This is a genomic window from Mesorhizobium sp. B2-6-1, assembly GCF_006440475.1.
In the GTDB taxonomy this organism is placed as follows: Bacteria; Pseudomonadota; Alphaproteobacteria; order Rhizobiales; family Rhizobiaceae; genus Mesorhizobium.
On the sequence record NZ_VFUH01000008.1, the window covers coordinates 153,316 to 165,614 of the forward strand.

Genomic DNA, 12,299 nt, shown 5'->3' on the forward strand with positions numbered 1-12,299 from the left:
CCGGTTTCGAGGCAAAAAGCCACCCCATTTTAGAGGGCCCTAAAGTCTCCCGAATCTGCCCTCAACCCGCTTCGCGAACCCTGGCCAGCGCCACCGAAAGCTTGCCCTGCGCCTCGCGGTATTCGGCCAGCTTTTCACGCTCGGCTTCCACGATCTCGGCCGGCGCGCTGGCGACGAATCTTTCGTTCGACAGCTTCTTGTGCAGGCGTGCGATCTCCTCGGTCACCTTGGCCAGTTCTTTCTGCAAGCGCGCGGCCTCGGCGGCGAGATCGATCAGGCTGCCGAGCGGCAGGCAGACCGTTGCCTCGTTGAGCACGATCTGCGCCGAGCCCTTGGGTGCGGCGTCAACCTGCGAGATGTCGCCGACGCGCGCCAGCCGCTTGATCGCGGCGGCGTGGCGCCCCAGCCGTTCGCGGGTAAGCGTGTTGGCTCCGATCACCATCAGCGGCGCGATGGCTGCCGGCGGCACGTTCATTTCCGAACGCACGGAACGAATGCCGGAGACGAGATCAACCAGCCAGTTGATGTCGGCGGCCGCTTCAGCGTCCTCGAAATCCGGCGACGGCCACGCGGCATGGCAAAGCAGCGAAGCGCGCTCCTTGCCCTCGCCCGCGGTCTGCGCCCAAAGTTCCTCGGTCATGAACGGCATCATCGGATGCAGGAGCTTGTAGATTTCGTCGAGCACGAAGGCGACGCAGGCGCGGCTTTCGGCCTTGGCCGCCTCGTCCGTGCCCATGAACACCGGCTTCAGCAGCTCCAGATACCAGTCGCAGAACAGGTTCCAGACGAAGCGGTAGGCCGCCCCCGCCGCCTCGTTGAAGCGATATGAGGTGATGCCGTCCGTGACCTCTCGCGCGGCGCGCGTCAGCTCGGTCAGGATCCAGCGGTTGACCGCCAGCTTGGCGTCGTTCAGCCAGAAATCGTCGTTGCGCGCGACTTCGTTCATCTCGGCGAAGCGCGTCGCGTTCCAAAGCTTGGTGCCGAAATTGCGGTAGCCGGCAATGCGCGCCGGGTCGAGCTTCACGTCACGCCCCTGCGCCGCCATCACCGTCAGCGTGAAGCGCAGCGCGTCGGCGCCATATTCGTCGATGAGGTCGAGCGGGTCGACGACATTGCCTTTCGACTTCGACATCTTCTGCCCGTTCTTGTCGCGCACCAGCGCGTGCATGTAGACGGTGTGGAACGGCTCCTCGTCCATGAAGTGCAGGCCCATCATCATCATGCGCGCGACCCAGAAGAAGATCAGGTCGAAGCCGGTCACCAGCACGTCGGTCTGGTAGTAGGTTTTCAGCTCCGGCGTCTCATCCGGCCAGCCCAGCGTCGAGAACGGCCACAGCGCCGAGGAAAACCAGGTATCGAGCACGTCCTCGTCACGGGTCAGGATTTCGCCCGGCTGGAAATTCTCGAGCTTGTCCTCGACCCAGGCCTTCCAGGGTCCTTCGAGCGCCAGATAATATTCGATCGCGGCACTCAGCGCCTCTTCCTCCGTCTTCTCGACGAAGACGCGCCCGTCCGGCCCATACCATGCCGGAATCTGGTGGCCCCACCAAAGCTGGCGCGAGATGCACCAGGGTTCAATGTTCTCCATCCACTGGAAGTACGTCTTTTCCCAATTCGCGGGTATGATCTTGGTACGCCCCTCGCGCACCGAGGCGATCGCCGGCTTGGCCAGTTCGGCGGCGTTTGCATACCACTGCTCGGTCAGGAACGGCTCGATCGGCACGCCGCCGCGATCACCATGCGGCACGGCGTGGCGATGCGGCTCGACCTTGTCGAGGAAGCCGCCTTCTTCCATCAATTCGACGATCCTCTTGCGCGCGACAAAGCGGTCAAGGCCGTTGAGTTCATCCCAGACGGCTTGGCGCTCCGGCGTCACCTCGAGCCCGGCGAGGAAATCCTCGTTGTCCCTGAGGTTTACCGCCGCCTCGACGGTGAGGATATTGATCGCCGGCAGCTTGTGGCGCTTGCCTACCTCGAAGTCGTTGAAGTCATGCGCCGGCGTTATCTTGACCGCGCCAGAGCCCTTCTCGGGGTCGGAATACTCATCCGCCACCACGGGAATCTTGCGGCCGACGATCGGCAGGACGACATTCTTGCCGACCAGGTGCCGGAAGCGCTCGTCGTCCGGATGCACGGCGACGGCCGTATCGCCCAGCATCGTCTCGGGGCGCGTCGTCGCCACGATGATGAAGGTCTTCGGGTTTTCCGGATCGAAGGCCACGCCTTCGACGGGATAGCGGAAGTGCCAGAGATTGCCGTTGACCTCCTGCTGCTCGACCTCGAGATCGGAGATCGCGGTGAGCAGCTTGGGATCCCAGTTCACAAGGCGCTTGTCCTTGTAGATCAGGCCTTCCTTGTAGAGCGTGACGAACACTTCGAGCACGGCCTTGGACAGGCCTTCGTCCATGGTGAAGCGTTCGCGCGACCAGTCGGCCGAGGCGCCGAGCCGCTTCAGCTGGTTGAGGATCGCGCCCCCGGATTCGGCTTTCCACTCCCACACTTTCTCGATGAACTGTTTACGGGTGAGGTCGCGGCGATGGATCTGCTTTTCCATCAACTGCCGCTCGACCACCATCTGCGTTGCGATGCCGGCATGGTCCATGCCCGGTTGCCACAACACGTTCTTGCCGCGCATGCGCTCGAAGCGAACGAGAATATCCTGCAACGTGTTGTTGAGCGCGTGGCCCATATGCAGCGAGCCGGTGACGTTGGGCGGCGGGATGACGATGGTGAAGGCCTCGGCCCCCTCCTCGGCGCCGGCGCCGGCGCGAAACGCGTCGGCCTCTTCCCACACTTTGGCAATCTTCGGTTCGACGGTTTTGGCGTCGTAGGTCTTTTCAAGCATGGGAAAATGGTCCGCGCTGTCGGATTTTTGCTGGTCCGGTGTAAATCGGAAGGCTTTGACCGAGTCAACCGTAGGGGCCGCCTCGGCAACCGGCACAACAGAAAGAGGATCACCGTTCAGATAGTGTCTGTCCCGTATGCGACAATCCCTGGTGGCGTCGGCACTGCCACCGGCTCCAGCCGGAGAGGCATTGCACGCCTACGCCGCCCAATCCCAAATGCCAGCTCGGGTCGTACGAAACGAGGAATAGTGCGACGTCTCAGGACGCGCTGGAGTCCTCTGGTTTTTCTTTCAAAGCTTCGGCGAACTTGCGCATGAGCCGCACGAGTTCGTCGATGTCGTGTGCGTCCCAGCTTTCGAAAACGGCGCGAGCGTTTCTCTCTCGTGCTGCGTCGATCTTGTCGGTCATCGCCTTGCCCTTTGGCGTGACGACAGCCTCATTCACGCGGCGGTCTGTCTCGCTCTGCCGGCGCACGGCCAGGCCAAGGCTTTCGAGCTTCGCCACCTGACGGCTGACAGTGGTGTAATCGCGGCCAGCCCGGTCGGCGAGGTCCACTATCCCTATCGGCCCAAGCCGCTCTATCCCGACCAGCAGAGGAAACAGTGCGCGGTCGAGCGCAATTCCGGCCTCCTTTACCATCTGCTCATCGCGCTGAGGCCGGTTCATAAGGCTGGCAATCTCGATCAGCGCTCCGTGGAGTTCACGAATCTGATGACTCCCAATATGTGTATTTTTCACGCTTTTCATTGACAGCACTCCGACTCTCCATTATGTGCATTTTACACACAAGGAGATCGACATGACAAACGGTTTTGCGGCAGATGTGCTCATCTGCGGCGCGGGAGCGGCTGGCCTGACGCTGGGGATCGAGCTTGCACGGCGCGGTATATCCTTCCAGCTCATTGAGAAGATGAGCGAACCCTTCCGTGGCTCGCGCGGCAAGGGCATCCAGCCGAGGACACAGGAGATTTTCGAAGATCTTGGCATTCTCGACAGGGTCGTTGCCGCAGGCGGCGTCTATCCGCCGATGCGCGTGTATGGCGATGACGGCAGCTATATCGAAAAGGACACCGGCGAGCGCCCCGATCCGACGCCGGCAGAGCCTTACGCCATCGCGCTAATGATTCCGCAATTCCTCACCGAGCGGATCATGCGAGAGCGGCTGGCAGAACTAGGCCATAGGGTCGAGTACGGATGTGAGTTGGTTGGGTTCGAGCAAGGTGAGAACGGTGTCATGGCACGTCTTGCGGGGCCGAATGGCGAGCAAACCGTTCGCGCACGCTATCTTGTCGGGGCGGACGGCGGGCACAGCTTCGTGCGCGGCGCGCTCGGCTTGAATTTCCCCGGCAAGACGCTGGGCGTGCGTGCGGTCGTGGCGGATGTGCTGTTGACCGGGCTGGACCGCGATGCGTGGCACCAGTTCAACGACGGTGACATGGAGCGAATGGTCGCGATTTGCCCGCTCGCCGGAACCGATCTCTTCCAGATTCAGGCACCCATTCTGCTGGACGGCGAAGTGGACCTCTCAGCAGAACAGCTGGGGCGCTTGATTAATGAGCGGACCGGCCGCGGCGACGTGCGGGTGGATTCGGTCGCCTGGGCGTCGGCCTACCTGATGAACGCCCGGCTTGCCGATCGCTACCGGGTCGATCGGGTATTCCTCGTTGGCGATGCAGCTCATATCCATCCGCCAACCGGCGGCCAGGGCCTGAACACCAGCGTGCAGGATGCCTATAATCTGGGCTGGAAACTTGCCGCCGTCCTCGACGGCGCGGATGATTGCCTGCTCGACACCTATGAGCAGGAACGACGTCCGGTCGCAGAATCGGTTCTCGGCCTTTCGACCCGGCTGCTCGACACCCAGAAACAGGGTGGAATGCACCGCGGCCGCGAGGTGCGCCAGCTCGATATCGCCTATCCGGAATCGCCGCTCTCCAGGGAAATGGCCGAACGCAGCAGCGGCCCGCACGCGGGGGACCGCGCGCCGGATGCCCAAATCAGGGGCGCGGCGGGGCAACCATGGCGACTGTTCCAATTGCTGCAAGGGCCGCATTGGACACTGCTTGTTCATCAAGCCGGGAGAGAGACGGTTGGGCCACTCAAGGGGCTGCATGTCCACCACATCGGCCCGCAAGGCGATGTCATCGATGCCTGGGGACACCTTCGCGATGCTTATGCACTGGCACCGGGCGAGTGTGTGCTGATCCGGCCGGACGGATATATCGGTGTGATGGCGATTCTTGATGCAGACCGAACCGCGAAGCTCGAAACCTATTTGGCCCGCATGGGCCTAGTCCAACCCGGAGAAGACCCGAAAGACTGCCGAGATATGTTCGAACAATGAGGTTGGCGGGCTCTATGCTTGGGTCGGGCCTATATGAAGCGTGGAGCGGCGTGGTCGTGGCAATCGCCATCATCGGAGCTATTATTGCGGCCACCGCCTCCTTCGACGTGCCGATCCTGAGATTACCGTGCTGCGCCAGGGTGAAGGCGCAGCGGTGTCCAACTAGCCACCTAAGGCGACCCGGGAAAATCATTACGCGCCGCGCGCCACGCGCTCGATCTCCTCGCGCACCAGGCGCTCGACCAGCGTTGGCAGGTTGTTGTCCAGCCAGTCCTGCAGCATCGGCCGCAGCATCTCCTCGGCCATCTCGTCGAATGTCTTCTTGCTGCGGCTGGCAAAGGCGTCGGAGAGTTCGCCAAAGGCCGCGGCGACCTGCCGGCCCGTATGCTCGGAAAGGATTGCCGGACGGGCCGCAGGCGTTTCATCCGCCGCCTTGCGCGCCTCGTCGGTGCTCGCCGGGGCGGCGATCGAAGGGGTCCGCTCGAACGCCGGCTCCGGCATCGGCTCGTCCACCGGCGCTTCGGGCTGAACAACCGGCTTGCGAATGCCTGGTATCGCCTTCGCCTGCTCGCCGACCGCTGCGATCTCGCGGCGCCAATCGGCGACGATGGCATCGCTTGCCGCACCGGCCTCGGGCGTCGCGGGCCTGTCGGTCCTTTCGGCGGGCAGCGGCTCGGCGGCGATCCGGGCGCTCACCTCGGCAAGCGTCATCGACGCCCTTGGTGCCACGGGATCGGTTCGCTCCGGCGCTTCCATGCGCGCGACCGTTGGTTCGGCCGCCGATGTCTGTGCCTGCACCTCCGCCAGCGTGACCGGCTTCCTGACCTCGGGAGCGGCATGCAATTCGGCGCGGAGCGCATCGACGTCGGGAGCAGCGCCCGCCGCCGGCTTCAGATCCTGCCGCAAGTCATCGGCATCGTCCGGCTGCTTGCGGCCGCTGTCGCTGTCCTCGATGATCCTCCTGATGGAAGCCAGTATCTCTTCCATGGAAGGTTCGCGCTGTGCGCTGCTTGCCGTTGCCATCGTCACATCCGCCGCCCTTGTGACCTGTTACAGACTTCCGCTCCGGTAAAAGCCGGATTCGAATCATGGCGACAGCGTAACCGACGGAGCGCCGTACGAGAATCCCCATTCTGGGGACATGTGGGATTTCAACAGATTAGCGCAATTCGTCGAAAAGCATGTGACGAGTTGCCGGCGCAGTTGCGCAAACAATGAAGCGACCCGGCGTTTCGATCGAACGCCGGGTCGCTTCGAGAGAACTACTCGAATCTGTGGAGTTTAGCGGCCATCCGGCGTGCGCAGGCCGATCCACTTGTCCTTGACGGCATTGTAGTGCTCTTCAGGCCTGTACTTCGTCGCCTGCAGCGCAAGGCGCTCGGCCGAGAGGCGGCCGATCGCCGACAGGATGGCATAACTCGCCACCACAACGTCGTGCTCGGAATTTGCCTGGTTGATCTTGGCGGTGATGACGGTGGCCTGCGCGTTGAGCACATCCAGCGTGGTGCGCTGGCCGACATTGCGTTCCTCGATGACACCGTTCAGCGCCAGTTGAGCGGCGTCGATCACCTGCCTGTTGGCAGCGACGCTCTGCTGCGCGGCGGTGTATTGCGACCACGCCGAGGCGACGGCCTGGCGCACCTGGTCGCGGCTGACGTCGACCTGGATGCGGGCCTCGCCAAGCGATTCCTTGTTCTGTCGCACGACCGCCGAGGTGCGGCCGCCCGAATAGATCGGGATCGTCAGTGTCGCACCGATGTTGGCCGAGGTCGAACCGCCGTTGCTCCCCTGGAGGTCGGGATTGCGATGCAGATAATCCTCCGAAATGCCGGCCGATGCGGAAAGCTGCGGCAGCAATGCGCCCTCGGACGACTTCACCGAAAACGCGGCCGCATCGACCAGATGCTGGGTGGCGAGGATCGCCGGATGCTCGGCCGAGGCGATGGCTATCGCCGAATCGAGGCTCGGCGGCAGCAGCCTGGCCAATGGCGAGGCAGGCCTGAGCTTGCCCGGCTCGTCACCGACGATCTGGTGATAGCTCGCCGCACTTGCCAGCGCCTGCGCGCGGGCGGCGCTGAGCGACGCCACGGCGGAAGCGCGCGACGCATCGGCCTGCGCAACGTCGGTGCGCGTGCCTTCGCCGACCTCGAACCGTGAGCGCGCGGCGCGCGCCTGCTCGGTCAGGAACTGCAGATTCTGCTCCGTCAGCACCGCGATCTGCCGGTCGCGAATCACGTCCATATAGGCCGTGGCCGCGCTCAACAGCGTGTTCTCCTCGGTGTTGCGCAGGCTTTCGACGGATGCCTTGACCCGCGATTCGGCTGCCGCCACATTGTTTCTCGTCTGGAAGCCGTCGAACAGGTTCTGGTTTATGACGATGCCCACACTGGCCGACCCCGTCTTGACGTTGGCGCCGCTGGCACGGGTATTCACATAATTCGTGTCGGCCGTCCCGGTGATGGTCGGGCGCCAGCCGGACTTGGCGATGGCCACGCTCTCGTCGGTGACGCGTACGCCGGCTCGGGAGGCATTCAGCGAGGAATTGTATTGATAGGCCTTTGCAAGCGCGCCGGAGATGGTTTCGGCCGAGGCGGCCAGCGGGGAAAGCGCGGTCGCCGAAACGAGGACGGCGGTGAAAAGTGACTTGCGTAGAGACGGCACCATTAAACCCTCATTCGTTTTCCATGGGAACCACGCCGCACCGGCTTCTCCTTGGAGAACCGGAGCGGCGTGTCAGAATGTTCCCTGTCGCTCGGCCCAAAGTGCCCCCATTGGGATCAGCAACGATTGTTCAAATGCAAGCGACCATGACAAAGCCTCTGCTGCAAGGCCAAATCATTCAGAATTCGAAAGCATGCTCACGTTCGAACCCGGGTAGTGGCTTAATTGCCGCATTAAATGCCCGTCTACCGGTTACAACCCCCCCTGCTTTGAAAAAAAGCCGCGCCACGCCGGAATTGCCCTGCCCTTCGACCGCGACGAGGCGGCCGCCTTCGGCGAGCTGGTCGAGCAGCGCCGCCGGCACTTTGCCGACGCTGCCGCCGACGAAGACGACATCGTAGGGCGCCTTGGCCGCATATCCCTGCGGCAGCGGGCCCTGGACCACGGTCACATTGCCGCAGCCCAGCGATGAGAGCACCGACTTTGCGGTTTCGGCCAGCGCCGAGTCACTTTCAAGCGCCACCACGGAGCCCGCCAGTCGCGACAGGATGGCCGAGGCATAGCCGGTGCCGCAGCCGACATCGAGGACCGAATCAGCCTGACTGATCTCGGCCAGTTGCATCAGCTTGGCCAGCGGCGAAGGCTCCATCAGATATCGCGCGCCGCCGGGGCCGTCCGCGATGCGGATGTCTTCGTCGATGTAGGCGAGATTGCGCTGGCGTTCGTCGACGAAAAGCTCGCGGGGCACGGAAAGCATGGCGTCGAGCAGCGGCGTGCTGGTCACGTCGGTGGTGCGGATCTGGCCATCGACCATCTTGACGCGAAGCTCGGAGAAATCAGCGCTCATGTCCCAACCAATCCGCTTGCCGCGCCACATCGCGGTTCATTTAGACGGGAACGGCGAGCTCCCTGCGCTGACGCGCGGGAGCCCGGAGATTGGAGGCCTCGCCCGGAATCGAACCGGGGTGCAAGGATTTGCAGTCCTCTGCGTAACCACTCCGCCACGAGGCCTCGTTACTCCCGGCGTTCCACCCGGTTCCAATAGGTTGCGGCGAAAAAGCCGTCAAGCGGCGACAATGCATTCGCGACGGTTTCGCCTGCGCCAGTCCTCGCACCCCGCCCTAAATGCGAGACAGGGCGGTTCGAGCTGCGTTAGAAAGCCGTTAAGCATGGCGGATGATCGGGAGAAACTCCGCGCACCGGGCTGCGTTGAGGCCGAGGAGGACTGCGCCATGCAGCTGGCCAAACCGGACGAGTCGACCAACAACGCGGACAGCTCGCCGCTGCTGGGGTGCGAGGAGCTGGTGCGCTACGCCATGGATTGCCTCAAGATAGAAGGCCCCGGCCGGCTTTCGCCGCGCGACCGCGCGCGCCTTGCCTCGGCTTCCGCCGTCCTGAAGGAAATCAGCGAGGATCTGAGAGCAGGCCAGCAGGACGCCCCGGAGGAGGCGAGCACTGGAACGCAGGATAGCGCTGCGATTTGATTCGGGCCCCAAAGGCCGCCGCGACGAAGCCGGGCAAGGTCCCCGGCGTGGCCGATCAATCCGGCCGGCGCCGCCGTTCCCACCAGACGACGAACCGGCGCCGATGGCGGCGCACCATGGCGAATTCGTAGGAGAGCACCAAAAGTCCGAGCGGCACCATCCAGAAACCGAGAATCGGCAAGAACCCCAGAATGCCGCCAATCGTCAAAAGCACGCCGATTGCAATCCTGAGGCCGCGCGAACGCGGCATGGTGAACTTGCGCCCGAAGACCGATATCTTTCGCGCCGGTGCCTGGTTTTCTTCTGCTGCCGTCATCTCGAATGGCTGGTCCGTCTGGTGGTTTGAGGATGTCACTTGACGAAAGCCGCGACCGCGCATTCGGTTCCGCGCCCCTCGCAAGACGGCTAATATGAGGACGAACGCCGCCGATTGCGAGAAACGCCTGAGCGAAAAAGTCTCGGAAAAATGCGAAATGGTTCTTTGCAAAGCCGAAAAGGGTTTGCTATAGGCTGCGCCACTCGCATGAGAGCCTCTGTTCCCCGGTAGCTCAGTGGTAGAGCAACCGGCTGTTAACCGGTTGGTCGCTGGTTCGAATCCGGCCCGGGGAGCCAATCTTTTCAAAGACTTAGTCGATCCTGAAAATCTCCGGAAAACGGCTGATCTACAGCATATCTACAGAATCCGGTTTCGCTATGGAGCTGCTCTGATGATTGCCGCGATCAGCGTGACGGAAGGCTTTGGACGAACTTCACCATCGCCCAACGCCCTTTCACGGCGGTAACAGGGGTTCGATTCCCATTGGGCGTACCAGATATTTCAATGACTTGACTATGATTTGAGATTTGTGGTCCCGATGAGAGGCCCGAAATGCACCGCATTGTTGGTGAGATTCAGCACGACAGATCGATACCTTGATCCGAGGGATTGGCCCACCGTCGGCTCGAATCCCACCCGCTCCGCCAGTTCTATCCGGCCTCCATCCGTCTTGTTGGGCGTATCCCCGAAAAAAGAGAGAACTGCGGGCGGATCGTCGCCAACTCCGCTTGATGCGGCGCGTGCCAGGATGGCTTTCGAGCCGCTGATGCGGATTTCCTTCCCCTGCACGGTGACCTGCTGGACGACAAAGCGAGCATAGGCCTGCCTCAACTCAGGTGAACCATCGTGAGCTTATCCCGCAGCAGGTTCGACAACCTGGCGATCTTTTCCGGCGTTATCAACGTTTCGCCACTGCCGGCTCGTTTGCCCAGTTCGGCGACCTCAACCGCCAGCTCGTCACGGCGGACTTTCAAGCCAACCAGACGCTCCCGCAGGTTCGGGTCGTCCCCATCAAGCCCTTCTCCACGAGAGCGAGCAGGCGAGTAATCGAGACCTCCGCTTCCTTGTGGGAATGGCGTAGTTGCGCCAGTTGATCTTTGATCTGTCCAGCACGCTCGTTGCTCGATTTCGTGTAGGTTTCGAGCAGTCCGCCTAATCGTGCGGGCGCCAGCACGCGTGCCGCAATTTCGCCAGCCACGATCCTGTATTGAGGGATGCAAATATCAGAATAAGACCACTAGAGATTGACAGGCGAGATCGACCAAGCTGGTCCCTTGCGTTCTTCTTCCTTGAGGCTGTTGGAGCCCGAAGCTGAAGCGCAGACCGGTGAGGAAGGTGTTCACGCTCAGTTTCTCCGGATGTCATTCCCAGTGCCTTGGTTTGATCATACTCATAGCCAGCGGAGAGCGTGACCGGGATTTGCGGCAGGCGATAGTCGGCGATGGCGGAGACGGAGGCTGGGAAATGTCTGCCAATCCGGGCAGTCCAGTTAGCGTTTCCAGTGACTTTAGTTGCCATAACAATCTTCCTGATGTCCCCTCCGGGTCCGCCTTGCCGGGGTTGGAACGTCGACGTCGCCAGCCTAAGGTGATCCGCAGAGGGAGCCCGTCGGATGATCATCAGGGTTGAGTTGCGCAGCTTTCGCGGTTTCGAACGTGTCGAGGCTGCCCTCGCCCCTCATGCCTTCGTGTCAGGAGCAAACAGCGCGGGCAAGAGCACGATCCTCGAGGCAATTGCGTTGGCGGAAGGCTGCCTGCGCCTCGCCAAGCGACAAAATCATCACATGCAGATATCGTGGGGCGGAGTCTTGTTTCCCGCCTATCGGGTCCCGAGTTCGTCGGAGGACGAGGACGATCCTGTCCGTCACGAGTTCCGGGACGACGAGACGAGGATTAAAGCTCGATGGGAAAGCGGCGCAACGATAGAGATCGTGTGGCCGGACGCTACATATGATCAGGCGCCATTCTTTGTGCTGCATGACGAGAATGGGCGGGCCATTTCTACCCCAGCCAAGGTCCGTAGTCTGTTTTTACCGATTGTTCCGATACCGGTCATCACACCTCTTGATCGCGTGGAGCAGGTCAAGGACACCAAGTACATCGCGAAGCACTCCAGTGGCCGCCTGGCTAGCAGGCACTTTCGCAATCATCTCTGGCGGTTGAGCAAAACGTCCTCGTGGGACGACTTCCGAGGGTTTTGCGAGGACTGGCTACCGGAAATGCGCCTGGAGGACGTCGATCTCGATATGGTTGGCAATCGGATTTCCGTCTTCTATCGCGAACCGGGAAGCCGGGTACCAAAGGAATTATCATGGTCGGGCGATGGCTTGCAGATATTTATACAATTGCTGTGGCATCTCTACAGCGCCAGAGATGCGAGCACCATCATCCTTGATGAACCTGAAGTCTATTTGCACCCCACCTTGCAGAAACGGCTGGTTGCGCTCTTAAACTCCCTGCCTGCACAGATCGTCATCGCAAGTCACTCGTCCCAAATTCTGAACGCCGCCCCGCAGGACTGCATTCTGCACGTGGATCGCCGAAGGAACTTGGCAGTGCGTACGGACAGCCTCACGACTTACGCATACTAGCTGAGCTAGCAGCGCGTTTGCAGCGAGTGCCCTTCCGGCGTCCGCTGATACCCGGAGG

At 62.0% G+C, this 12,299-nt stretch carries 12 protein-coding genes and 2 tRNA genes; 4 read left to right on the forward strand and 10 right to left on the reverse strand.

Annotation, left to right across the window (positions count from 1 at the left end):
- Positions 1–61: 61 nt before the first annotated feature.
- Positions 62–2,845, reverse strand: coding sequence for a valine--tRNA ligase (locus FJ443_RS18065; RefSeq protein ID WP_140665140.1), 2,784 nt, complete (start codon positions 2,843–2,845; stop codon positions 62–64).
- A 259-nt stretch (positions 2,846–3,104) separates the two neighbouring features.
- The gene (locus FJ443_RS18070; RefSeq protein ID WP_140517148.1) at positions 3,105–3,602 is read right to left on the reverse strand and encodes a MarR family winged helix-turn-helix transcriptional regulator; all 498 of its coding nucleotides are present in this window, start codon (positions 3,600–3,602) and stop codon (positions 3,105–3,107) included.
- A 43-nt stretch (positions 3,603–3,645) separates the two neighbouring features.
- On the opposite strand from FJ443_RS18070, the gene FJ443_RS18075 reads away from it, so the two are divergent.
- Positions 3,646–5,190, forward strand: coding sequence for an FAD-dependent oxidoreductase (locus tag FJ443_RS18075; RefSeq protein ID WP_140517150.1), 1,545 nt, complete (start codon positions 3,646–3,648; stop codon positions 5,188–5,190).
- 192 nt (positions 5,191–5,382) lie between these two features.
- Here the strand turns inward: FJ443_RS18075 and FJ443_RS18080 are convergent, their stop codons facing one another.
- From FJ443_RS18080 to FJ443_RS18095, 4 genes are all read right to left on the reverse strand, one after another.
- Positions 5,383–6,213, reverse strand: coding sequence for a PopZ family protein (locus FJ443_RS18080; protein ID WP_140521041.1), 831 nt, complete (start codon positions 6,211–6,213; stop codon positions 5,383–5,385).
- A 258-nt stretch (positions 6,214–6,471) separates the two neighbouring features.
- Positions 6,472–7,851 carry a TolC family outer membrane protein gene (locus tag FJ443_RS18085; RefSeq protein ID WP_140521260.1) on the reverse strand — a complete coding sequence of 460 codons (1,380 nt, stop codon included), beginning with the start codon at positions 7,849–7,851 and terminating at the stop codon, positions 6,472–6,474.
- Positions 7,852–8,029: 178 nt separating this feature from the next.
- On the reverse strand, positions 8,030–8,698 hold the full coding sequence (locus FJ443_RS18090; RefSeq protein ID WP_140495747.1) for a protein-L-isoaspartate O-methyltransferase: 669 nt from the start codon (positions 8,696–8,698) through the stop codon (positions 8,030–8,032).
- A gap of 90 nt (positions 8,699–8,788) precedes the next feature.
- Positions 8,789–8,862: transfer RNA gene (locus tag FJ443_RS18095), tRNA-Cys, on the reverse strand.
- A 221-nt stretch (positions 8,863–9,083) separates the two neighbouring features.
- On the opposite strand from FJ443_RS18095, the gene FJ443_RS18100 reads away from it, so the two are divergent.
- Complete coding sequence (locus FJ443_RS18100) at positions 9,084–9,335, forward strand: hypothetical protein (protein ID WP_140665143.1); 252 nt, start codon at positions 9,084–9,086, stop codon at positions 9,333–9,335.
- A gap of 55 nt (positions 9,336–9,390) precedes the next feature.
- Here the strand turns inward: FJ443_RS18100 and FJ443_RS18105 are convergent, their stop codons facing one another.
- A complete protein-coding gene (locus tag FJ443_RS18105) occupies positions 9,391–9,651 on the reverse strand; it encodes a hypothetical protein (RefSeq protein WP_140495745.1) in 261 nt (86 codons plus the stop codon).
- A 221-nt stretch (positions 9,652–9,872) separates the two neighbouring features.
- Here FJ443_RS18105 and FJ443_RS18110 point away from each other — a divergent pair.
- A tRNA-Asn gene (locus tag FJ443_RS18110) sits at positions 9,873–9,947 on the forward strand.
- Between the two features lie 217 nt (positions 9,948–10,164).
- Here FJ443_RS18110 and FJ443_RS18115 read toward each other — a convergent pair.
- Genes FJ443_RS18115 through FJ443_RS31415 form a run of 3 tightly spaced genes read right to left on the reverse strand, consistent with a single transcriptional unit; the run spans position 10,165 to position 10,849 of the window.
- Complete coding sequence (locus FJ443_RS18115; protein ID WP_140665145.1) at positions 10,165–10,482, reverse strand: hypothetical protein; 318 nt, start codon at positions 10,480–10,482, stop codon at positions 10,165–10,167.
- Positions 10,479–10,625: a hypothetical protein gene (locus FJ443_RS31190; RefSeq protein WP_181175107.1), complete on the reverse strand. Its 147-nt coding sequence runs from the start codon at positions 10,623–10,625 to the stop codon at positions 10,479–10,481. Before FJ443_RS31190 ends, FJ443_RS18115 begins: the two co-directional genes overlap by 4 nt.
- Positions 10,622–10,849, reverse strand: coding sequence for a hypothetical protein (locus tag FJ443_RS31415; RefSeq protein WP_140665148.1), 228 nt, complete (start codon positions 10,847–10,849; stop codon positions 10,622–10,624). Before FJ443_RS31415 ends, FJ443_RS31190 begins: the two co-directional genes overlap by 4 nt.
- A gap of 414 nt (positions 10,850–11,263) precedes the next feature.
- Between FJ443_RS31415 and FJ443_RS18125 the strand changes: the two genes are divergently transcribed.
- Positions 11,264–12,241, forward strand: a complete 978-nt coding sequence (locus FJ443_RS18125; protein WP_140665151.1) for an ATP-binding protein — start codon at positions 11,264–11,266, stop codon at positions 12,239–12,241.
- Positions 12,242–12,299: the final 58 nt, after the last annotated feature.

Bases quoted from the DNA above. Each gene is read 5' to 3' on its own strand.
- FJ443_RS18100 (WP_140665143.1), top strand. From the start codon at position 9,084: ATGCAGCTGGCCAAACCGGACGAGTCGACCAACAACGCGGACAGCTCG.
- FJ443_RS18090 (WP_140495747.1), bottom strand. From the start codon at position 8,698: ATGAGCGCTGATTTCTCCGAGCTTCGCGTCAAGATGGTCGATGGCCAG.
- FJ443_RS18105 (WP_140495745.1), bottom strand. From the start codon at position 9,651: ATGACGGCAGCAGAAGAAAACCAGGCACCGGCGCGAAAGATATCGGTC.
- FJ443_RS18075 (WP_140517150.1), top strand. From the start codon at position 3,646: ATGACAAACGGTTTTGCGGCAGATGTGCTCATCTGCGGCGCGGGAGCG.
- FJ443_RS18080 (WP_140521041.1), bottom strand. From the start codon at position 6,213: ATGGCAACGGCAAGCAGCGCACAGCGCGAACCTTCCATGGAAGAGATA.
- FJ443_RS18125 (WP_140665151.1), top strand. From the start codon at position 11,264: ATGATCATCAGGGTTGAGTTGCGCAGCTTTCGCGGTTTCGAACGTGTC.
- FJ443_RS18065 (WP_140665140.1), bottom strand. From the start codon at position 2,845: ATGCTTGAAAAGACCTACGACGCCAAAACCGTCGAACCGAAGATTGCC.